This is a genomic window from Cryobacterium melibiosiphilum, assembly GCF_003602235.1.
Classification (GTDB): Bacteria; Actinomycetota; Actinomycetes; order Actinomycetales; family Microbacteriaceae; genus Cryobacterium; species Cryobacterium melibiosiphilum.
The window spans coordinates 21,845-44,868 of sequence record NZ_QZVS01000062.1; the positions used below are offsets into that span (position 1 = coordinate 21,845).

The window sequence follows — 23,024 nt, forward strand, 5'->3', positions numbered from 1 at the left end:
ATGGCCGCGCCCTTGGTTGCCACCGCCGTCAAGGTGTTTGGGCCGCAGCGCCTCGGTCAATGGGCGCTCATGCTCATCCTCGTGCTGATTGCATCACTGGTGACGATGCTCTCCCTGCCCGTGGTGTTCGCAGTGGCCCTGGGGTCGGGGGAGACCGCCCCGTCAAATCGTGTTGCGCAGAGCCCGATCGTGAGCGGCGACTGGACGCTGCCCGTCGCCGGCTACCAGGTCACGGACGATTTCGGTCCCCGTGCGGCCCCCTGCACCTACTGCTCCAGCCTGCACTGGGGCATGGACATGGCAAGCGGCTGCAACGAACCCATCTACGCCGCCAGTTCCGGAACGATCGCACAAGTCGGCGAGGAAGGCAGCTACGGGTTCCGCATCATGATCGATCACCCCGACACCGTCCAGACCCTCTACGCGCATCTGGCCTGGGACAGCGCACTGTTTTCACCCGGCGACACTGTTGAGGCGGGCGCTGTCATTGCCAGGGAGGGCACGACAGGTCAATCCACTGGTTGCCACCTGCACTTCGAAACTCGGGTGGGTGGGCAACGGGTAAACCCCGTTCCCTTCCTGCAGGTCCGCGGGACCACCCTCTAATCGCACCAACCGAAAGGCACACCTTGCACCTCCCTCTCTGGACCGCGTTCAGCGGAGTCCCCTCTACGGTAGATGTCCCCGACATCACCCCGGACTGGAACGCCCCCTTCATCTCCGGCCTGACCAACATCGGCTCCTTCATCCTGGCGGGGGCGCTCATCTTCGTCCTGATCATGCTGATCATCGCCTTCGTCGGGGTTATCTCCAAAGGCGGCGGTTCCGAACGCTTCCAGTCCTGGTCCGGCGAATGGATCCTGAAGATCCTCGCCGTCGCGGCCGGCCTCGGCGCGGTCAACGCGATCTTCGCCTTCGCCGTCGGTTTCGACTTCGGTTTCTAAGATGCGCTGGCTCCTCGGCGTTGCCGCCATCCTCGTGCTCACCGCAACGCTGGGCGGAGTCGGTGCGACCGCCGCTCAGGCAAACACACCCCTTCCCGCAACGGCGGCTTCGGCCGGGGCAATCGAGGACGAGCCGTGGAGCGCACCCGCATTCCCCCTCGAATGCACCGGCAGCGCCGCACGCATTTCCTGCACCCCGGAAGACGTCTACGACCGCACACCCGAACGCTGTTTCAAAGGAGTGAAATACAGCGGCACCACGGTGACTGTGTGCACACGGTCCGAGGACAATGTTGGAGCCCTCACGGACACAGGCGGTAAGGAGCTAAAGCTGGAGTATGGCTGCGGCGCGATCGACGCGATATGCACCGTCACGGAATCCATGGCCCGCGGAATCGCCTCCGTGATCACCGGTGGTACCGCGTGGGTGATCGAAAACACATCGTTCAATACGGACTCATACTTGTGGACGGCGGCCATCAGTGAATGGGCGTGGTGGAGCTGGGTAGTCCTGATTGTCATCCTGATCGCCGGCGTCGTGGCCATCACCACGGCACTGTGGTCGCGCGATAGCGGCGAACTCACGGCGGCCACCATCCGGTTCTTCCTGGCCGTTCCGCTCTCCGCGGGCTCGCTGTGGCTGGTGGGTAACATCGTGAACGTGGTCGATCAGCTCGTCGACCCCCTGCTCGCGCGCGGTGGCAACGGAGAAGGTCTCTACCGGACAGTGGAGAACATTATCTTCGGCGGCGGCCTCGGGAACATTTGGTTGGCCCAGGCCGTGCTGACATTGCTCGTGATTGGCGTGGTGGTGCTGGTCTTCGTGTTCAGCTTCCGCAACCTCGCCCTCGCCGCGCTGGTCGCGCTCGGCCCGGTCGCATTCATGCTGTTTCCGATGAAAATCGGTGTGCAGTGGGTGGTGCGCTGGTTTTCCGCGGTGATCGCACTCATCCTGACCACCCCGCTCACCCTCGGATTTCTGATGCTTGTGCTCCGCGGTTTCGCCGAGGTCGACAGCATGTGGAGTATCCAAGCCATCCCGCTGGCTCTCGGAATGATCATGATCGCTTTCGCGCCGATCGCCGTGTTTGGCCTGTTCTCCTTCATCGGTGCGGGAGCGACCTCCGCGATCGACAACATCGCCTCTCGGGGTGGAGCCACGGCCAAGCAGAGTGGTGGTCGCGCGGCCAAGAGCCTGAGCTCCGCCGTCGCCAGCCGCACTGCCGCGGTACGCAGGCGTGCTCCCTCGGCACCGGGCGGGAGCGGTCCAACTCCGCGCACGTCGCCAGGACAGAGCCCATCCGCGACCAAACCGACGCCCTCAGCCAGTAAGCCCACCGGGCAACCGGCCGCGTCGTCCGGACCGTCTCCGACGCCGGCACCCTCCAAGTCCGCTGCACCGTCTTCCGCCCGATAGGCACGAAAGGATCTCGCATGAGCACCCCTTCCTCGACGACTGATCGCCCCATCCGCTTGGCCCGAAAAAACACCCAGGGCATCATCGCCGGCCTGGACATGTGGAACCTCGTCACCCTCGCGGCGGCGGCGGGAATCGCAATCGTCTCGATCAACCGGTGGGGATTCCCTGCTTTCTTCGTCTCGATGCCGATCTGGTTGACCCTGGCCATCGCGGGCCTGGCCCAGTATCACGGGGTCGCGTTCCCACGCATTGCCGCGCAGTGGGTCTCCCTGCATGTGCGCCGGGTGCTCGGCGGCACGACGACCCGGTTCCGTCCCGAACGCCCGCAGATCGCCGGCACCCTGAACCTGCCCGGTCGGCTCGCGAGCATCCAGGTGTGGGATGCGGACGGGCAGGCCGTTGCGTACAACCCGTTCTCCAAGACGATCTCGATCACCGCGGAGCTTGAGGTGCAGGGGTTCCTGATGCTCGAAATGCCCGAACGCAACGAGCTCGCCCGGAACTGGGGCCAGGTGCTGGCCGGGTTCACCCAGCGCGACGGCATCACCCGCGTCTCACTGCAGGAACGCACGGTTCCCACCACGATCCTGCCGGCCCGCCAGTTCTACGCCGAGACCGTCACCCGTCGCGGTCTAGACCCCGAGTCGGCGGTCGCCCGTAACTACGACGATGTCCTCGACCAGTCCGAATCCTTCGCGGTCTCGCACAAGAACTACGTCACCCTGACCTTCGATCTGGTCAAGCTGCAAGGCCAGATCAAGAACCTCGGCGGCGGCAAGTCGGGCATCCTCGCGCTGGCCCGCATCGAGACCGCCAACGTGACGGACGCCCTCCGCTCGGCCCGGTTCGACGTGCGTAAGTGGCTTAGCGTGCGCGAGTGGGCGGCGCTGGGACGCACCGCGTTTGACCCCGAATACCTTTCCGCCACGCAAAGCCGGCTGCAGGACGATGCCGGCGTCGACCTGGCGGCGATCGGGCCGATGGCCCTCGACGAACCCGCCGGGAAGAACGGCATCGTTCGCTCCGATTCCGGATGGCACTCCACCATGTGGATCCATGAATGGCCGCGTACCGAAACCCACGTCGGGTTCATCGAACCGTTGGTCTTCGCCCGGCATCCGAACTCCGGCGAGGCCGTCACCCACATCTTTTCCCTGGTCCTCACCCCGGTGAAGACCCGTTCCGCGCTCAAGCGCATCGACGATGAAAAACGCACCTGGCGCACTAACCAACGGGTGAAGGCCAAACGCAACCAGCAAGACAGTGCGGCTGACAATGCCGACTGGGATGCCCTGATCGATCAGGAACAGAGCATCGTCGCGGGTGAGGGCGAGTACCGGTATGGTGCCTACCTGACCGTGTCGGCAACCAGCGAGGAGAGGCTGAACTCGTCTCTCGCTGGCATGCGCAACGCGCTCACCCGCGCGGGCATGGAACCGCAGATTCTGTATTGCCAGCAGGCCGAAGCGCTCATGGTCAGTGCTCTCCCGCTCGGACAGGGGATGAAGTAATGGCCCGTCAAGTCTTTAACGTCACCCCGCCCGGGAACCTGACCCGTCGCCAGCGCAAGGAGCTGCGTCAGCGGGTCGCCCGGCTCCGGCAAGCCCAAGACGGGCAGGACACCGCTGACCGGGATGCCCGCTTCCCCGCGGCCGCCGCCGGGCCGCTCGGCCCGGGCATCTCCACCGGCGAATACTGGAACTGGATGCAACTGGCCCAGCCGCCACACCAAGCCACAAGCCATAACCTCGCCGGCATCTATCCGTTCGTCGCCGACGACGGCCTCGGGCATGAAGGTCCCTTGCTCGGCGTCGATCTGAACGCCGACGTACTGTGGCATTTCTCACCCTGGGATCTGTACATGAACACCACCGCGAAAGCGGCCCTGTCGACGAACATTCTCGTCATTGGCGCGTACCGTTCCGGCAAATCCGGCACGATCAAGCAGCTGTGCACCCGCTCTCTCGCGTTCGGCCACCAGGTGGTGGTCCCCTCAGATTCCAAAGGGGAGTGGGTGATCGTGGCCGAAGCCGTCGGCGGCCAGGTCATCGCGATCGGCGGAGAGAACACCACCGCACGGTTGAACCCGCTCGATCGAGGTCCTCGCCAGACGGGGGTGTCCGACGACGTCGACGAGATCATGGTCCGCGACCGCCGCCGGGCGACCCTCACCAGCGTCATTGAGGCCACCATCCAGGGGCAAGCGAAACTGTCCCCGATGGAACACACCTCCATCAACTGGGCCCTCGAGCACGCGATCACCGTCACCCACGACCGGCCCACCATCACCCACGTGTGGCAGGCGCTGGTATCCCCAGACCAGAGCGCCTCCGGCTACCGGCCGGAGATGGCCAGCAACGGCGAACGAGCCCGACATGTTCTGGAACGGTTCGTCGCCGGCGACTTGCAGGGTTTGTTCGAAGGGGAGAGCACGGTCGCGTTCGACCCGGATGCGCCGATGGTCGTCGTGGACACCTCGGCGTTGTTTGACCGCAGCGAGTTGGCAGCACAACTCACCCAGATCTGCACGTCCTCCTGGATTCAGGCCGTCATCTCGGACCGCTCCGCCAAACGCACCCGCTACCTCGTCCGCGAGGAAGGATGGCGCGACATGGCCACGGAACAGGCTCTGCGCACCTACCAGCAGTGGCTGAAACTGTCCCGGCACTACGGGGTGTCCAACATCGTCATCCTGCACAAGATGAGCGACTTCGACGCCGTCGGAGAAGAGGGTTCCAAGGAACGCACCCTCGCGTATTCGATCGCCGGGGACATGGAAAACAAGTTCATCTTCCGTCAGAACACCCAGGAAGAGCACAACCTCACCGCAAGGCTCAAGCTCTCGACCGCACACGCCCGTCTCGCGCTCACGCTGCAGTCGGGCGTGTTCCTCGCCTACGTCGGCCGGTTCTCCTACATCGTCGACGCCTTCGCCACCTCGACCCAGTGGGAGCGCGACCTCTTCAGCACCGACGAAGCCGTCGAGGCCGGCTCCGCGATGGACCAGCCGGCCCCCACCCTCGTCCCGGATAGCGACGGGCCCCTTTTCGATGAATCGGCGCTGAACAGGCTCTGGCCCACCGGCGACCACCAGTTGGTACAACAGATAGGACACCGCGAATGAGCATCACCACCACCGTTCCTCTTCCCGAGGTGCGCGCCGTCGTCACCGACACGACCGTGGAGCTGAACGTTCTCGGCAACGCCGAGACACTCACCGCGTCGACCTCCGCCGAGCTGCGCACCAAGATCATGAGCCGCGTCGTGAAACTCGCCAGCGGCCTCGGCACCGACGTGCGCCTTGAGGTGCACGACCACACCGGCCAGTGGCGTCTCGTGGCGAGCCCCGACGGCCATCTCCGCGAAGACGAAGCGCTTCCGCCGGCGGAAGAGGAACCTGCACCGGTCGCCCAAAAGATCCAGCCGCCCTCCCTCCCGGCGGCGCAGCTGTCCGCCCACATCTCCGAGCCGACAGCAGCTGCGGCTGCGGCCGTTTCGCCTCTCCATGACGCTTCTACCGCGGACCCGAGTGAGACCGCGGAAGTCTCGGGGGACGAGTTGCCGACCCGCAAGGCGGCACGCGCATCCTTCATCATCGATGAGAGTCGCGAGCCGGCGGCGACGAACGGCTGGCGTGGGTTGCTTGCCCGCACGACCGGGCTGCAGGTCCCGGCATCCGTTCTGGAACGCGAACGCCGTAGGCACGTGCAGTCCGTCAGCCAGCATTGGCCCGGGCCGCGCAAGATCTCCGTGGTCAACGGTAAGGGCGGTGTCGGGAAGACGCTCACGACGGCCATGCTCACGGCGGTCTTCGCCCGGATCGGCGGTGCCGGTGTGCTGGCGTGGGACAACAACGACACCCGTGGAACCCTCGGGTGGCGCACCGAGAAGGGCCCCCACGACGCCACCGTGCAGGATCTCCTCCCGGACACCGTGAGGTTGCTGTCGCCCTCCGCGCAGATTTCCGATCTGGCACGGTTCGTGCACCACCAGACCAGCGACAAGTACGACGTGCTGCGCTCGAACCCTGAGCTGCTGGCGACAAAGCAGCGCATCACCCAGAACGACTTCGATGCTCTGCACGAGGTGGCCGCGAAGTATTTTCGTCTGGTGTTCTTCGACTCCGGCAACGATGAGTCCGCGCCTCGGTGGCTACGGATGATCGACCACACCGACCAGCTCGTCGTGGCGACCACCGCCCTGGGGGAGTCCGCCGAATCCGGTGCGCTCCTGCTGGAGGCGCTGTCGGAGCGCGATGAGCATTCGGCCGCCTTGGCCCGCAATGCCGTCGTGGTCGTGCTGCAATCGGAACGCAACAGCACACTTGCCGATGCGAAACGGGTCGCCGACGGATTCACCGGGCTGGCCCGAATGGCGGTGACGATCCCGTTCGACCGGGCGTTACACGGGGGAGCGCTCCGGTACGACGCGGTGCGGCCATCGACGCGCGCCGCATGGCTTCGCGCCGGCGCGGCCGTCGCCGACGGGCTCTAAAGATGGCCCGCTCCGTCCAGCAGAACCAGCCGCCGTGGCCGTTGCTCGGCATCATCCTGGCGATGGTCCTCATCGTGCACCTCGCTTTTCTCAGCGCGGGAACCGGGATCGGAGCCCTGCGCCTCGACCAGACCCTGCAGGCCTTGGTCATGACCACGACCGGAAACGACGATGGCTTCCGTCAGCGCGGGCTGACCGCGCCCGACCTGAAGCTGCTCGGCATCTGGGTGGGCGCCTGGACGGTAATCATCGGCGTAGTTCTCGGCGGCTCCTTCATCCTGTGGGACCGCCGGAAGACCGTTCAGAAGGCCGAGCTCTCGACCGGCGCCGAGCTGCGCAAGCGCGTCACCGGTCACGGCGTTCCCGAGGTCGCCCCGTTCGCGCACCTCGACGAGAGGCCCGTGACGATCCGCGAGGAAGACACGTCCTGCACGATCGCCCCTCCGCGCGCCGGCAAGAGCGCGTACCTCGCGACCGGGCGCATCGTCGACGCGGCCGGTGCGGTCGTGGCTACCTCGACGAAGGCGGATGTCTTCCGGGTCACCGTGAAGAAGCGCAGCGAGCTTGGGCGTGTGTTCGTGTTTGACTTCGACGGAATCACCCGCTGGCCCGACAAGGCTCGCTGGGATATGGTCGCGGGCTGCGATCGCCCCGATGCCGCTCAGTCCCGGGCAGCCGCGATCGTCAACGCCCGGCCCGCCGGATCCGCTGGGATGAAGGACTCCGCTCACTTCGTCGAAGGGGTGAAGATCATCCTCCGGTCACTCCTGCACGCCGCCGCACTGATCCCTGGCGGAGACATGCGCGACGTCGTGCGGTGGGCACAGGATTTCAACGATCACGAACCCTCCGCGATTCTCCGCGACCTCTCGCCCAACGGGGCAATCTGGGCCCGCGAACTAGATCAGTGGTGCCGAGAAGATGCCCCCGAAACCATCGGCAACACCAAAACCACCCTCTCGCGCATCACCGCATCGTTGACGGATGCCCGCGTCCTCGATCTGCTCTGCCCGGCCCGTCCCACGGACGACGGCGACGACACGGAGCCCGCGGCCTCGTTCCGGGCGCAGGACTTCGTGCTCTCCACCGACACCGTCTACTGCCTGGTCGATGATTCCCGCGAATCCTCGACCGCGCCGATCATCACCGCGCTGGTCTCCGCGATCATCGAGGAGGCCAAGACCGTGTCCCAGCACACAACAAGCGGCCGTCTGCCCACGACCATGACCCTCGTGCTCGATGAGGTCGCCAACGTGTCGCCGTTGCCGCAGCTACCGAACCTGATGAGCGACGGCGGCGGCCGCGGCCTGCACACCTGGATCTTCGCCCAGTCGATGTCCCAGCTCGTCGGCAAGTGGGGCCCCGAAGCGGCCACCACGATCTTCGAGTCATCGGCCGCGAAAATCATCTTCGGAGGCCTCGCCGACGAGTCATTCCTGGAGAAAATCTCCCGGCTGATCGGCACCCACCACACCACCCAAACCAGCACATCCGTGCAGCGCGGCACCGGGCGGGATACGTCTTCCACATCTACCAGCGAACGTGAGGAACGACGGATGAAGGTGGAAGACATCCGCAAAATACCCGAGGGAAAAGCACTCCTTCTATATAGGGAGAAGGAAGCCGTCGTGCAGCTCACCCCCTGGTGGACCCGCCCGGATGCCGACGAGCTGCGCGAGTCGCAGAACTGGTCGCTGCGCCTTGAGGGGATTACCGCATGAGCGAGGATGAGCTCGACCCGATGAGCATCGAGGGTCTCGACGCCCGGTTGGTGAACGTCGAGACGATCCTGCCCGACCTCTTCGACATGTACGAGCTCCGCGCCGCCGGTGGTCCCTACTATTGGGCGACGCTACCTCACGACCAAGCCGTGAAGCTCTGGGAGGAGCTCGGGAAGTTCGTGACCTGGCTCGATGGCCGGTATCTCACCAATCTGGCCGACCCCAGCTACAGGCTCCCGGCCTGCTGGTTTCGGCATCCAATCGCCGTCGAGGAGCTCACCGCCCTCATGGTCGCGCACCGCGCGGTCTACGACACCCGGTCGGCCAAGGCATCCTCAGCCCTGGTCGACTGGCACCAGCGCGCCCTCTGGCCCACCCTCGATTCCCTCAAGCTCCGCGCCGGCCTCGCCGGATGCCGCGACCGCAGCGAACACCGCGAACCCCATGCCGGGCCAGTGGCGTTCAGTGTGTCCGACGAGTACCGCCTCCAACTGTCACGCGGTAGTCGTGGGCTACTTTAAAGCACTTTGTTCACGGCGCTGACCAGTCGTCCCCAGGCGATCTGTTCTTCCGTCGGAAGGGATTTAAAGCCGTGGGACCCCAGCCATGCCGTAAATGCCTTCGCGAGTTTCCATTTGGAGACTCCCTTGCCATGCTCTTGAACAAGAATCTCCACAATGGGACGCTGAGGTTGTGCAGTGATCGTGGCCACGCTGTCCCACCCCAAGCCCTTGGCCAGACTGCCGATGGTCTCTCGGAACAGGTCCTCTATCTCTGCACCGCTGTAACCAACGGCCAGAAAATCCTTGATCCGCAGTACGGCCTTCTTCGGAAGGAGCGCAACGAGGGCGTCCTGCTGCGCTGCCTGATCTCCGGCGTTGTCCGAGTCGAGGAGAGCCGCGACCTGCAAGTTCTGCCCCGCGTAAATGGTGCAGAAATAGGCAACCTTACTGGCCGTGCCGGCAGGGATCACGGCGAGGGAATTTCTGAACGAGGCTCCTCCGTCACTTTTGGCGGATTCATTTGTGGCGTTCAAATAGAACATGTCAGTGACGCCTTCGCATACGAGGTTCCTTTTTTGAGAGAACATGCTCTGCGCCAGTTCGTACCCAAGAGCTGCTTGTAGTGGAAAAATCGAACGCGGATCATCGACTTGCAAGCGAGTGTGCACCTTTGTGCCTTGGAGCCGACTCTTCATCTCGACGATGCGCACGAGATCCAGCTCGTCTGAGCCAACCATAAAAGGCGAGTGCGTCGAGTAGATGATCTGGTTGTCTTCACCAAGCAGGGAGATCGTCTTTCGGAACTCCTGCTGTTTAAGGGCGTGAAGACTGAGGCCTGGCTCGTCCACCAGGAGAACTGCCCCTTCGAGCGCTCCCTCTGCTTGGGACCGAAATACAACGAAGAATGACACTAGCCAGCGGAATCCTTCGCTGCGTTGGTCAAGTTCCACCTCCACGCCGAGGTCATCGACGACCATCACCTTGAGATATTGGCCGTCTGCAAAGATGCGCAGGGTCAGGGCGTCGTCGCCCCAAACTCGCCGGAGGTCTTGCGTAAGTGTGACACTGGCAGCATTGAGCTGGTATTGGCGATTGTCCAAGTTGCGCTGGTGAGCGATGACGGCCTTGTCGTGCTCAGCACGGACGGATGCGTCACTTTCATAGGAAGTCGGCCTGATTGGAGCGCCGGTGGCGAGGGTAGAGAGTTCTTTGGAGGTGAAACCAAGCAACTTCAGAAGGCAGAGGTTTCCAAAATCATACTCGTTGTCGATATCTCCCCGTTCTTGCCTTGCTGCAAGCGATTCGAGGTCTATCCGAGGGCGAACAGTGAAGTACGTCGAGTAATAGACCAGCAGCGGCAGTCGTTCGAGAAGCGTTCCCTTGGCCTTTACGTTATGGGCATCGATTTTGGATATGGCGTCGAGCTTCGCCAATCGGCTCATCTCTTTGTCGTTGTCCTCATCCACGAGGGGAACGGCTGCAGTGAGGATCTTCTGCAGCATTGCGGCACCCTTACCGCCCACAGGATCTCGATCGTTTTGATTGTGCAGTTCGTCGATTTCGCTCAGAAAGGATTCAAGGGCGCCTTGCGCTCTGGCCGTGCTCGGGGTTTCGGCAGCACTAGGGACTAATACTGCGCCCTGAATGACGAGATGTGCTCTCAGTCTCAGGAGATCCTGCTTGATGGTCGCGAGAGCTGGCACAGAGGGAAACCCCCTCAAGCTGTACTTCAAAGTGTTGTCGAGGTAGCGATGCCAGGTGATTGTGGCGTCCTCAGGTAGCGTCACCTCGTTGGCGACGGCGGCACGGTCTGCGGCGTCGAGGCTGAACGTAGCTTCAGCGATCTGGATTTCAGCAGGGGACCGATGGCCACGCTGGATATCGTTCAACTTCGAACGCGGATAGTCCGCCAAGAAGTCGAGTAAGGGGGCATCTTTGGGTGGATTGATTGACTGAAGAGCCTTGAGGATCGCCGTCTTGCCCGCCTCGTTCACTCCCACGAGGATGGTTTTACCCTCCTCCACCTCGAATGCCTCAGAGTCGATAACCGAACGATAGTTTGTGACGTGCGCGCCGATGATTCGCATACTTATTTCCCACCTAGAGTCACGTTGAAGCCTAGGCGCAACATCAGACACTGAAGCGCCCGGCAGGGGCCGCGGTCGATGCTGCCGACCGCAAAAATCGGGGCAAGGCCGGATTCCCGAGTGATGGCCCCGCACCCAGGCGTCGTTTTCAAATCCGACGACGGGAAATCTCTTCTCAATCGAGTCGAATGCGACGGCCTGAATCCACTCAACAAGCGTTTCGCTCAACGCGTCGATCGCGTCACATGATTCAGCTGATCAGTTTCAATTCAGCGTCCGAGGGGCGCTGACGCGCCGTGGTGGTAGAAAGTTAGGCTCCAGCCTTAACCCTGACCGCAATTTGGCTACTTTCGTATTAGTGGACAGACCCGGAAGCCAGAGTGCTTTCGCCAAAACTATACCGAACATGGTATAGTTTTGACATTTCGGGGAAGGGTGTGAGATGAGCGTCCAGGACCGGCTGTGGGACATCGCCATCGAGCAATACGGCTACGTCACCACGCGCGATGCAAAAACCATCGGGGCTGGCGCAATCGACTTGACAAAGTTGGCCCATCGCGGGCAACTCTCCCGTGCAGCGCACGGCGTCTACCGATTTGATCAACTCCCGGTCACCGCTCGTGATGAATTCATGCTCGCGATTCTCTGGACCGGGTCCCCGCAGGCCGCGTTGAGTCACGACACAGCTCTCGCCGTCTATGATCTGTGCGACATCAATCCGAACACGATTCACCTGGTTGTCCCCAAAGAAAACCGGATACGGCGCTCAGGCGGGGAATACTACGTTCTGCATCACGACGACCTCGCTGCGGAGCAAATCGGCTGGTGGGAGGGGATCCGCACGGTCACCGTTCCCACGGCTATCGACCAGGGGATTCACAGCGGCGTTCCCAGCGGGCTCCTGGACCAAGCCATCAGCAACGCCCGGACTCTCGGCCGCGTCACCGACGAACAGCACTCCCGGCTGGTCCGGGCATTAAGGGAGCGAGCATGACCGTGATTCCATTGAATGATCTCCCGGACAAGGACAGACGACCCTCAAGCGCGGCGATGCTCAATCGGTGGGTTCAGGACGCCCAGAAACTTGCCGGTGGAACCGGCGCAAGGACTGGATGGATTCTCGCATCGACGATCGTGGTCGCCGCACTCCAACGAGCGCTGGGCCCTGATGGTGATCCGCTGTTCCTGCTCAAGGGAGGCGTGTATCTGGAACACAAGCTTGGGCTGGCCAGCCGTGCAACGAAGGACGTGGACACCCTCTTCCGTGGGGAACTCGACCAATTTCTCCACGCGCTCGATAGCGCCTTGGCCGAGCCGTGGGGCGACATCACACTCACCCGCTCCGACGTGTCAGTCATCGAGATCACCTCGCGCCGTGTCAAGCCCCGGAGATTCTACATTGTTCTCAGCCTCAAGGGCGTGACGTGGCGCCGCATCCAAGTCGAAGTGGCCTTCCCCGAGGGCGCCATCGCGGGTGCCGCTGAGCGCTTCCCTGCTCCGCGGCTGGGGTATTTTGGTGTCCATCCCGCGGCGGAGCTGGCCGGCATCACTCTCGCCTACCAAGTTGCACAGAAGTTGCATGCCTGCTCTGACCCGCATCAGCCCCCTACATTTAGCAATAGTCGAGTGCGCGACATCGTGGATCTACTCCTGATCCGCGACACGTTTTATTCTCAGCCGACAGACCTTAGCCCGCTGCGAGTTGCAGCAGAGGACGTCTTTGCGGCCAGAGCTGCCGAAGCCACGGGCCTCGGACTTCTTCCACGGATGTGGCCGCCTCTCGTGGTGAGCAATCCGCTCTGGGAGGACGAGTACGAACGCCCCGCCACGGAGGTCAGAATCCGCTACTCACTGGACGACGCCATCCGTCAGGTGAATCAGTGGGTAGAACAAATCAGGACGAGCTGACCTCTCGCCAGCAGCGGAAGAAGAAGAGTCATCTCGGGGCTCGATCCGGTCAGGCCCCGTGGAGTTGTGACGATTCCGGACGCCACGCGTGCACCAGCATTTACACCGTCGGGCGATGAACGGGGCCCCGCTGAGTAGGCTCATCTTCCCAGCGCCGCTGTTCCGAATCGAGTTCACGCTCGCGTAGCCGACGCATGCGTCCAGCGACATCGACAGCGCCAGCCGCGCCGGTGTTGCCGTCCAGGCGCTGCCGGAGTCCGGCGACGCGACGTCGCGCCTCTGCTGCCGTGGCGTCTTCGACGACACGGAGACGCTCCAGCGAGGCGGCGGCCGTTGCATAGGCGGGGTCGTCCGGACGGACGGCACCAAGCGGTGACTCGGCATCCGCGATCTGGTTCAGGTCGCGGAAGGCGAGCACGTTGCCGAGGTCACGCCGCCACGCTCTCTGCAAGGAGGAGGCATCATCGGGCTGAGGTCGAAGGGGCACACTCCACGGTTCCGGCGCCGCTGCTGCTGCATCTACCAGCGCCGTCGTTCGATCCCGGACGAGGCGGGCCTGGGCGTGCAACCATTCGCGGACCGCGCGGTTGTCCCCGTCAGTGCCAGCCGGCGGAGGGGCGACCCAGGTCGGCAGCGCGCTGTCGACTGTCGTGTCCACGGGCACTCCGATGCGGTGATGGTAGATCTTCGCAAACGATTCGACGGTCGAGTCGGGCCAGGTGTCCTCAGCCCGCACGGCCGCAGCCAGCTGTGTGCGCACGTCGGCACCGCGGGCCTCGTGTGCCGCGAGCCGACTCGCGAGATGCGTCCACGCTTCGTCGTTGACGACCCGGTCGGCGATGCGCGCATCGAGCACATCGCGGACGGCCGCTTCCATACGCCCGATCTGGGTTGGGTCGTAGACCCGTGCGAGGGCATCCTCGTAGGCCGGCAATAACGTCGAGAGGCTCGCCGCGGCATCCTGCTCGCGTTGGATTTCCTCGGTCGCAGACCGCTCAGCGCCCTCGCGGGCGAGCACCGCGGTGAGCGCATCAATGGTCGAGGTGCGCAGGTGATCGGGAACGTGCGCGTCCACCTCGAGGGTCTCTTCGACAACCGCATACATGCGGTTGGACTCACGGCCGCGGGTGGCCGCCACATACAGCTGCTCGCGAGAGGTCGACTGCGGGTCAACAAGAATGTGGGAGGTGTCCACGGTCATGCCCTGCACCCGATTGATCGTCGCCGCGTAACCGAGCTCTACGTGCGCGGCCACGTATTCGGCCGGCAGGGTCAGCACTCCCCCGTGCCGGAGGCTCTTTACCTTCAGGTCGCCGCCCTCGTCGCTCATGATCGTCCAGAGATCACCGTTCGCGACGAAATCCTTGCCCTGGTTGGAACGCAGCTTCCGGTCGTTCTGCCGCGTCACGATCACATCGTTCACGCCGGCCTTGTTCCCGTCGTGCAGCAACGCCCCGCTCTTGCCGACAGCGCCCTGGCCGATCAGGTCCAGGCGGGCACGCGCGTTCAGCGCGGCAACCTCTTCGTTGGTTCCGGCGACCATGATCGAGTGCCGGTCGTCGGCACGATCCGCGGCCCACGCCACGTAAATCTCCTCCAGCATGCTCTGACGGATGCCGCCCCGCGTGCGATCCGCCGTGACATAGAAGTCCAGTGAACTGCTGGCTCCATCACGCAACAGCAGGGACGCCGCCGCTTCCTCAACGTCAACGAAGCGGTGCACCTGGTCGAGGTAGCTGGCGCCCACGCGCTGCTCGATCAGGCGCAGGGCTCCCCCGGACTCGACCGCGGCCAGCTGCGCAGGATCCCCGAGGAGCCGAATCGCGGCCCCGTGCATCTGAGCGAGCTCCAACACGTCCGCCAGCAACGGAGTCGAGGCCATACCGGCCTCATCGATGAGAAGCACCGTGCTGCTGTCGATCCGGTACTGATCCGACTCCTGCTGCTCCGGCGACCCATTGCGGTGCACGTCGACGAGCTTGTGCGCCGTCTCCGCCTCCACCTTGATCTCCTCGGCCAGTACCGTCGACGCAGCCGCCGTCGGTGCCAACGCCAAAACTCGGCCCCCGCCCGCTTCCACGGCACGCGCGAACGCACGCATCGCGGTGGTCTTCCCGGTTCCAGCCGGCCCGATCCCGACCTCGAGGAGACGGCCACCGGATGCGAAACGGCGGGCAAGCTCCACCTGCGAAGCATCCAACGGGTACGAGCTCGCGGCGTTCAGCGCCTGAACCGTGGTGCTGAAGATGGCCGGCTCGACGGCGAAGCCAGCGACGGTGCGTGCCGCGTCGATAAGGCTGTCCTCAATCGCGAGGATCCGCTCCGAGGTGAACCGTTCCGTCCCGTGCACACGGTAAACGGACTCGCCGTCTTGGCGCTGCAAAGCCTCGGGGACCGGGTTGAGTGTCGGCGCGGTGACGGCAATCACGCGCGCCATAACGGCCTGCGCGACACCCTCGGCGATCTGCTGCGCGTCGACGCCAGGGCTCACGTTCGCGAAGGTCCGGGCGATGCGTTGCGCCTCCGCTGCAACATGCGACCGCCGCCAGGTTGCCCGGCTGTCTTCGACCGTGTGCAGCACCCGATCGGCGAGCTCGTCGATACTCAACGCTGCAAGGGTCTGGTCCTGCGCCGACAGCTGCTGTCGTTGCCGGACCGTAGTTCCGATCGTGTCTACGGCGACCTCGCCGATGATCCTGACCGCGGCCAGCCGCCACTCCGCGCGCTGCCGCGTCAGGCTCTTCGGAGCGCTCTTGCCCTCGCGGGTTTCCAAGGTTGCACGCTGCGCGAGGCTCAACTGCACCGACTTCGGCGGGGTGCGGCCATGCTTGGCCACGTACTCCTGCACCAGGGCTTCGTAGGCATCTTCAATGGCCGCGCGACGGGAGGAGAACGAGTCACGCAGCTCCCGGCTGATGCCGGCGATCTCGCGCACGCTGCGCTTGTTCCGGCCGCGCGTCTCGTCCACGAAAGTCACTCCGAGGCGGTTCCGGACCTCCTGCTCGACGAGGGTGTTGTAGCGTTCGGATGCCGCAACGCCGAGCGCGTGCAGCACCCGTCCGTCCAACGAACGCCACTTCCCGTCGAGGCCCTGCACCTTCGTCGACACGGCAACGTGGGTGTGCAGGTTGGGGTCACCAGTGCGGGAATCGCGGTGTTCGAACGCGGTGGCAACGAACCCGTGGGTGTCGACCTGCGCGACCCCGCCGGCACCAACGCGCGTAACACCGGCCTCGGTTTCGAGCCAGGAAACGGTGGCCTGCCAGGCGGCGTTGTGGGCCTCGCGCACCTGCTCCGAGGTGTCCAGATCGCCGAGCGCCCAGAGCACAGACACGCTTTTCACCGGCGTGAACACCAGGTCGTATCCGGCGACGGGCTGCCTGGGCGCCTTGCCCATTTGTGAGAGATGGGTGGCCACTTCGGCATCCGTTGCCGCCCGCTTCAACGTGGCTGCTACCCGGTCGGCAGCGATGTTCCAGCGGATCAGATCCCGCTCGACGCCGGGTTCGGGACTGCGCCCGTTCGTGGCCGTGAACTCGGTGTACGCGTCGGCGACGGCGTCATCCCAGCCGTCCGCTATCGCTTGGATGCGCGGGAACCGGCGGCCCAGCCGGGATGCCTGCACGGCGTCTTCCGGGGTCGCTCCCCCGGCGACGGCGGCCCGAATGGCGACCTCCGCATCGGGGTGTAACCCGTCACCGAACAGGGCCTGCATCTGCGCTTCAGAGACCGGACCGGAGACGCCGAGGTTGGCGAGGCCCGAACCGAGCCATTGCCCGACCGGGTTGCCCTCGGCGGTGTAGTACTCGGTGAGATCCTCGCCACGGCGAACAGCATGATCCCCCGCTGCGACTTGGCGGGTCAGGTAGGTATAGCCATCGCCGGCGTGAAGAACGTGCACGGTCATCATGACGAAACCACCCCCTCTCAACACAGGTTAACGGGTGAATCCTCTCCAGACACTATTAGTGCAAGAGGTGTGTCTACTTGCTTTGGTTGTGGCGTGTCGTTTTGGAGCTGGTGAGATCTGTGAAAAGTTTGATCTACGTGACGTTCGATGGGAGTGTTTGGCATGGCAACTGGACAGACTGGTAAGAAAATTGATTCTCGTGAGCGGGCACGCCTCGCACGTACCCGGGTTGACCAGGTGCGCGCGGAGCGCGACAACAAGATCGAAGCCACGCTCGCGGAGTTCTTCACCGCCGGCGATGAGCGCGACACTCTGATCGCACAACTGGCCGCTCTGGAAAACACCATGGGCGCCCGCGTGACGAGCCTTTTCGAGCTCGGTGAGACTGCGACGCGCATCGCGGATCTGGTTGATCTCACCCCCAAGGAGCTCAAACGATTGCGGGGGCTTGTCGTTCCCGTGCCGGCGGTAAATTCCGTTCCTGACGTTGGCTGAATTCAAGGGCTCACGGGCCGCCAGGAAAGGCGCGGCCATCGGCAGCGAGGAACTGCACGCCGGTGCGAGCATCCGCTAAAAAGCCGTTACTCACGAATCAGTGACGCCGACCCAGTGCTGGTACGTGGGGTCCCATTGCCCTTCCATAAGGTCCCCGCTGAGGGCGGGCTGCAGCATCGCATTGACCACAGAAATTGCGTCGTCCGGGTTCAGCAGGTCGCTAAGCAGTGGGACTGTTCGGGCGACTTTGCTGTACCCATCGGTCATCGATCGCGGCACCACGATCGAGATGAATGTTGGCAGGTGCCGGTACAGCGCTTCGGTATGAACGCTGATGCGGAGTTGCTTAGCGCTGATGGGCATAGTTCGGGTGAGGATTGCCAGATCGACGAGATCTTTCGATCGGGTCGAGGGCTGACCGCCGAACATCGAGACGGTCGCGCAGACCTTGTCAGCGATCTGGTCCTCCACAGCGATTGCTTGATAGTCGACTACGTGGCCTAGGCGAGACAGGGCGAGCCGGAACGCCGGGGTGATTTTTTCCAGCGGGGCCGCGGGCGTGCGTTTGTGAATCGCCAGGTCAACGTTGATGGAGTTTTGGGTTCCGGCGCCACGCACTGTGACGCTGAAGCTGACTGCGGCCGCCTGCAATTCGGGCTGATTGCGCCCGCCGGTGTCACGATGGCGAAGATATCGAAACTCCAGATGATCCCCCAGGTCGACACTGACCGCCGCACGAAGTTGGGTGATGGCCTCGTCAATGGTCATCTCTGGCGTCTCCAGATCAACGTCCGTTGTCCGCCGAGCTCCCGGAAGCCGTGCAAGCATGTTTGTGCCACCTTTTAAGGCAAACGGGCAGTCTGGGGCGGAGAATACCCGGCAGAGAAAGCGGTCGAAAATTGCCAGTTCGATGAGGCTCTGAACGGATGTTCCCAGCCCGCTGCGATGCGCAGCGACCGCCTTCTCTTTAATGGCGGAGAGTACGGCTCGTCCGTTCGGGTACGGCTGGTCGTTACTCATCGGTCTCCCCTGCTTCGCTGGATCGTTCGTGGTCGCTCATCGGTTCAACCCCGTCAGAATCTGCGCGCCCATCAGGCCGCGATGGTTTAGGCGCGGGCACGGCAGGTGACGCGGACGACAGTTTCCAGGTATCCGCGGGGAAATTTATGACTGGCATTGTGGGCCTCGGAACCGTGATGGTTGGTAGCTGCGATGCGATGGTCTTCGCTATCTGATTCATCTGCTCTCGATACTGTCGAAGGACGGGCTCCAGCACCGCGTCCGCCATCTCGGAAATGAGACGACTCTGCTCCTGCATGGGCGCGAGCATCAGCCTCATCTGTTCGCCAAGCTGCGCATACCCGCCCAGCTGGAATTGAGCTTGCTCGGCGATGACCCGAAGCTGTCCAGCAACTTCTTGGCTTATGACGTTGGCAAAGGCAGCGCCCACCGCGGGACGCTGCACCAGTGCCCGAGCAACAGCAACATCGTCGATGCCCGCACTCCGGCGGAGCTGCTCGACAAGTGCCGACCCATCCCCTCGAGCATGCCCGTACCGGGCTGCGTATGGTGCCAGCAGCCGGGCCAGACTCTGCAGGTCAACGACGCGATCCCCCCGGGTCGCGTCGGCGAGCACGTCACCAACTAGGGAGAGATCCCCGACGTCATCGACGAGATCAGCGACGGTGCGCTCGATGCTCGTCACCGGAAGTCCCTCCACAACGACAACATCGTCCGGATCCAGCAGACGCTGCCAGTACCCAATATCCGGCCGTTGAGTTTGCCTGCGGTCGCGAGAAATCAGTCGGTACGGTGCCGGTTCAATATCGCCGCACCCATGCACGAGTGCCGCCGCTGCGCCGCCAACGACGATCTCCGGAGCGTCGACCCGTTCCCAGGCCAGCTTCTCTGGCACCGTCGACATCCATGCCGCTCGAAGCTCGTCCAGGGGTGCCGCCGGCACCCCGCCCAGCCGGTACACGCCGTGTGCGAGACGCACGAGACGCCCATCTCGTTCCCGATGGGACAGATTCGCACGGCTCACAAGCCGCACTCGCGCCTGAGCAGCCGTGAACAGGCCCCACTGCCCGGAAGCTAGATCCTCAAGGATCGGCTCAACAACCACACTCATACTTGAAAAGTATAGTCTGGATATCCTTTTCAAGCAATCTTTGTACCTGTGCCGTTAGGAAACGACCAACCCACACTGTCGGTACGGTGGAGTCTCAAACACGCAGGCCCTCAGCGTGCAACGGGAACAACCCACGGAGAGACAGGTCGCTACACCCGTGGCTGGTGCGATATTGGCCTGACGCTCGGCGCCGGATCCACATCGCCGTGATGCTCGTCGGCTCTTGCACGGGTGCGCGCGGCGAGCTCCTTGACCCGATCGCGCGCAGCCACGGCGGCACCGTCAGCACCCGGCGCATCCGTCGTCTCAGCAGCCGGCTTCTGCTCGCTGGCCATGGCCGCGAGACCGGCCACCACCCTCGCCTGCCGCTCCTGCGCTTCGCGTAGCTCATCACCATGCTTGAACGGGTCACCAACACGCGCGTCCACCTCGGTGATCGTCGTCTCGGTGTCGACGCGTTTCTGCTGGGTCTCAGTGATCAGCTTGGGCAACGACGAGGCCCGGTTCTCGAGCTGCCGCACTAGACCCACCCCCGCCTCGGCGAACTGGTTCCGCGGCACGGTCACGCTCGCCCCGGGCACCCCGCGCAGCTCCGCCACAATGTGCACCTGGCCGAGCGACGTGCGTGAAGCCACGTCGATCGGGAACCCACCAACCTGGCCCAGCTCCCCCAACTTCCGATCGGCATTCGTGGGCAGATACCGCACGCCGTTGCGCGCCGCCCATTCCCCCATGGCGACGCCGGCATCCGCTCGCTTGTCGTACTGCCGGCCGGCCACCATCATCCGGAACCGGTCATCGCTCGTGTCCACGACGCGCGTAAGCGCAGCCGTCAACAGATCAATATCGCGGTCCAGCACTCCAACCTGACTGCTCGCGTTCACGCGCATGCTCGCCAGGTTGGTCTGGTTGCGCTGCCAGGCCCGCTCGAGCCGTTGCAGCCTCGACACGTCATTGTTCACGACGGACTGTTCCATCAGAAGCGGGTTTCCCGACGACAGGGCCTTCGTCTCCGCGGCGCCGAGGGCGACATCGCCGATGTCCTCGATCTCGCGCATGTCGAGCCGGCCGCGCATGATCTGGGAGATGAACTTCGCCTTCCGCTCCACGGTCTGCCACATGTAGCTGTCGAAACTGCGCTCGACGACGTACCGGTACAGCCCGACCTCGGCATTCTGGTTGCCCTGCCGCACGATGCGCCCGTCGCGCTGCTCAATGTCGGCCGGCCGCCACGGGCAGTCCATATGGTGCAGCGCAATCGCGCGCGCCTGCACGTTCGTCCCAACGCCCATCTTCGCCGTCGACCCAACCAGCACGGCCACGTGGCCGGCGCGCGCCGCGGCGAACAGTCGTGCCTTGTCGGGGTCCGTTTTCGCTTCGTGAATATAGCGGATGGCTTCGGCCGGCATCCCGCTATCGACCAGCTTCAGGCGCAGCTCGTCATACGCATTCCAGCGATCAGGTTTCGGTGTGCCCAGGTCGCTGAACACGAGCTGGAGCGCGCCCGGTGTCGGCGACGGCTCCTTCGTCACGTCGTCAAGGTAGGTGAGGTCTTTCGTCTCGTTCCAGATGCGCAGCACTTGGTGCGCGACGGCGTCAATCTTCGTTGGCCCGTTCGGGCGGTCGCCGCCGACCATCCGCACGTCCAGGGCGGCCTTCCGGCCATCCGTGGAGATCTTGAGCATGTTGTCTTCTTCGGGACGTACCGACTTGTTGGCCACCCGTTCGGCACGCTCGCCGATGTCGGCGATGTAGGCCTCGAGCTCCGGCCCCGGCTGCAGAACGAGGTTCTCGGGCACCCGCTGCCCGTCGGAGCGTTCCCGCAGCAACGGCGTGGGTAGTTTGAGGTCCTCGGCGGTTTTCACATCGGCGAAGACGTGCCACATCCGCAGCATCTCCGGCACGTTCTGGAACTTCGCAAACCGCGTCTTCAACCGGAAGTTACCACCGCCGGTCGGTGCCATCTCCATCTCGGTGACCGTCTGCCCGAACGTTGCCGCCCAAGCGTCGAAGTGGCCGATACCGGCATTCTCGAGCAGATCCGGACGTAGGTAGCGCTGCATCACGTAGGCCTCGGTGATGCTGTTGGCCAGGGGCGTGGCGGTGGCCACGGTGACCACTCGGTCGCCGTGCTGGGACCGCAGGTATTCGAGCTTCATGTGCAGGTCCGTGGCCCGGCCAGCCCCGGCGATGCGGGCATCCTGAATGCTGGACTCGGTGGCGAGGTTCTTATAGTCGTGCATCTCGTCGACGACGACGTAGTCAATGCCGGTCGACTCGAAGGTGATGCCGGCATCGCGGGGCTTGTCCGTGAGCTCCTTGTAGGTCTGCTCCAGGGACAGGAGCTTTTTTTCAATGCGCTTGACGCTCATCGCGTCTTCACCCGTTGCCTCTTCGAACACCGCTCGCAGGGTATCGAGTTCCCGGCTGATGTAGCCGGCTTCGGCGACCGGCGACAGCGGGATGCGTTGAAACGCGGTGCGCGTCATGATGATGGCGTCCCAGTCGTTCGCGGCCGCGCGGGCGACGAACAGGCGGCGCTTGTCACCGGCGAGGTCGTCACTCGACGAGGCCAGGATGCGTGCCTGCGGGTAGATCTGCAGCCACTCGCGGGCGAACTGCTCGAGCATATGGTTAGGCACCACGACCACCGGCTTGGTGACCAGGCCCATCCGGCCCAGCTCCATGGTGCCCATCACCATTTCCGCGGTCTTGCCCGCTCCGACCTGGTGGAACAACCCCACGGCAGGCTCGGAGAGCATCCGCGCCACCGCGGCACGCTGGTGCGGTCGCGGCACGAAGTTCAACGCCACCCCGGGCAACGTCAGGTAGTCGCCTTCATGGCTGTAGTCGCGGAGCGCGATGGAGTTGAAACGGCGGTTGTACTCATCCGTGAGGCGTTCCGCCCGTTCCGGGTTCTCCCAGACCCACTCGCCGAAGCGTTCCTGCAGCTGGTCGGCTTTCTCCTGCGCCGCCGTGGTCTCCAGGGCGTTCACGACCCGTTTCTTCGTTCCCATCGCTTCGTACTCGTCGAAGACGGTGATCGGCTTCTGCTCCATCAGCGCCTGAGTGAGCATGGTCGCCGGGCGTCGCACGGTGCCCCACTCGCTGGTGGCGCGCAATGTCTGCCGGTTGCCGCGCACCTCCCACATGCCCGGCATCGGGTTTTCTACTCGGATGCTGCGATCACGCAGGAGCTCCTGGAGGAACTGCTGGTGGGTCTCGGCATCAACCCACACCGCGCCAAGCCTTGCCTGGATCTGCTCCATGGTGAGCTTCTCCGGCATGGCCGCCTGCAGTGCAGCCACATTAAGGGGTCAGCTCACGATACGGAATAAATAACACGCTAAGGGTTTCCGGCCCTGCTAAATGGTCTCTGTTTCACGAAACGGGATAAATATCACGGTAAGA

16 protein-coding genes are annotated in these 23,024 nt (G+C 63.9%); 11 read left to right on the top strand and 5 right to left on the bottom strand.

All coding sequences use genetic code 11. From position 1 onward, the window contains the following. The 8 genes from D6T64_RS04395 to D6T64_RS04430 are packed head-to-tail and all read left to right on the top strand — an operon-like array spanning nucleotide 1 to nucleotide 9,100. Nucleotides 1-606, top strand: coding sequence for a M23 family metallopeptidase (locus D6T64_RS04395; protein WP_119972209.1), 606 nt, complete (start codon nucleotides 1-3; stop codon nucleotides 604-606). 23 nt (nucleotides 607-629) lie between these two features. Further along, entirely contained in the window at nucleotides 630-944 is a 315-nt protein-coding gene (locus D6T64_RS04400; RefSeq protein ID WP_119972212.1) for a hypothetical protein, read from the top strand. Nucleotide 945: 1 nt separating this feature from the next. Further along, nucleotides 946-2,361, top strand: a complete 1,416-nt coding sequence (locus D6T64_RS04405; RefSeq protein ID WP_119972214.1) for a hypothetical protein — start codon at nucleotides 946-948, stop codon at nucleotides 2,359-2,361. Between the two features lie 17 nt (nucleotides 2,362-2,378). Next, complete coding sequence (locus tag D6T64_RS04410) at nucleotides 2,379-3,875, top strand: SCO6880 family protein (RefSeq protein WP_119972217.1); 1,497 nt, start codon at nucleotides 2,379-2,381, stop codon at nucleotides 3,873-3,875. Then, nucleotides 3,875-5,488, top strand: a complete 1,614-nt coding sequence (locus D6T64_RS04415) for a P-loop NTPase family protein (RefSeq protein WP_119972220.1) — start codon at nucleotides 3,875-3,877, stop codon at nucleotides 5,486-5,488. The genes D6T64_RS04410 and D6T64_RS04415 overlap by 1 nt, the downstream gene beginning before the upstream one ends. Continuing rightward, nucleotides 5,485-6,858 carry a MinD/ParA family ATP-binding protein gene (locus tag D6T64_RS04420; protein ID WP_119972224.1) on the top strand — a complete coding sequence of 458 codons (1,374 nt, stop codon included), beginning with the start codon at nucleotides 5,485-5,487 and terminating at the stop codon, nucleotides 6,856-6,858. The genes D6T64_RS04415 and D6T64_RS04420 overlap by 4 nt, the downstream gene beginning before the upstream one ends. Nucleotides 6,859-6,860: 2 nt before the next feature. Beyond that, nucleotides 6,861-8,579 carry a type IV secretory system conjugative DNA transfer family protein gene (locus D6T64_RS04425; protein ID WP_158594804.1) on the top strand — a complete coding sequence of 573 codons (1,719 nt, stop codon included), beginning with the start codon at nucleotides 6,861-6,863 and terminating at the stop codon, nucleotides 8,577-8,579. Continuing rightward, nucleotides 8,576-9,100: a hypothetical protein gene (locus tag D6T64_RS04430; protein ID WP_119972230.1), complete on the top strand. Its 525-nt coding sequence runs from the start codon at nucleotides 8,576-8,578 to the stop codon at nucleotides 9,098-9,100. Before D6T64_RS04425 ends, D6T64_RS04430 begins: the two co-directional genes overlap by 4 nt. On the opposite strand, the gene D6T64_RS04435 is transcribed toward D6T64_RS04430, so the two are convergent. Beyond that, the gene (locus D6T64_RS04435) at nucleotides 9,097-11,169 is read right to left on the bottom strand and encodes an AAA family ATPase (protein WP_119972233.1); all 2,073 of its coding nucleotides are present in this window, start codon (nucleotides 11,167-11,169) and stop codon (nucleotides 9,097-9,099) included. The genes D6T64_RS04430 and D6T64_RS04435 overlap by 4 nt on opposite strands. Nucleotides 11,170-11,611: 442 nt before the next feature. Between D6T64_RS04435 and D6T64_RS04440 the strand changes: the two genes are divergently transcribed. Continuing rightward, nucleotides 11,612-12,163, top strand: coding sequence for a type IV toxin-antitoxin system AbiEi family antitoxin domain-containing protein (locus D6T64_RS04440; RefSeq protein WP_119972236.1), 552 nt, complete (start codon nucleotides 11,612-11,614; stop codon nucleotides 12,161-12,163). Next, complete coding sequence (locus tag D6T64_RS04445; RefSeq protein WP_119972240.1) at nucleotides 12,160-13,077, top strand: nucleotidyl transferase AbiEii/AbiGii toxin family protein; 918 nt, start codon at nucleotides 12,160-12,162, stop codon at nucleotides 13,075-13,077. The genes D6T64_RS04440 and D6T64_RS04445 overlap by 4 nt, the downstream gene beginning before the upstream one ends. A gap of 100 nt (nucleotides 13,078-13,177) precedes the next feature. Here the strand turns inward: D6T64_RS04445 and mobF are convergent, their stop codons facing one another. Further along, nucleotides 13,178-16,987, bottom strand: a complete 3,810-nt coding sequence (gene mobF / locus D6T64_RS04450) for a MobF family relaxase (protein WP_119972243.1) — start codon at nucleotides 16,985-16,987, stop codon at nucleotides 13,178-13,180. 162 nt (nucleotides 16,988-17,149) lie between these two features. On the opposite strand from mobF, the gene D6T64_RS04455 reads away from it, so the two are divergent. Further along, nucleotides 17,150-17,482 (top strand): hypothetical protein, encoded by a 333-nt coding sequence (locus D6T64_RS04455; RefSeq protein WP_147364461.1) that lies wholly within the window; start codon nucleotides 17,150-17,152, stop codon nucleotides 17,480-17,482. A gap of 90 nt (nucleotides 17,483-17,572) precedes the next feature. Here D6T64_RS04455 and D6T64_RS04460 read toward each other — a convergent pair whose 3' ends face one another. The 3 genes from D6T64_RS04460 to D6T64_RS04470 form a co-directional block, all read right to left on the bottom strand. Continuing rightward, a complete protein-coding gene (locus tag D6T64_RS04460; protein WP_119972250.1) occupies nucleotides 17,573-18,502 on the bottom strand; it encodes a nucleotidyl transferase AbiEii/AbiGii toxin family protein in 930 nt (309 codons plus the stop codon). Next, entirely contained in the window at nucleotides 18,495-19,613 is a 1,119-nt protein-coding gene (locus D6T64_RS04465) for a type IV toxin-antitoxin system AbiEi family antitoxin domain-containing protein (protein WP_119972252.1), read from the bottom strand. The genes D6T64_RS04460 and D6T64_RS04465 overlap by 8 nt, the downstream gene beginning before the upstream one ends. A 149-nt stretch (nucleotides 19,614-19,762) precedes the next feature. Then, the gene (locus D6T64_RS04470) at nucleotides 19,763-22,921 is read right to left on the bottom strand and encodes a hypothetical protein (protein ID WP_119972255.1); all 3,159 of its coding nucleotides are present in this window, start codon (nucleotides 22,919-22,921) and stop codon (nucleotides 19,763-19,765) included. Nucleotides 22,922-23,024: the final 103 nt, after the last annotated feature.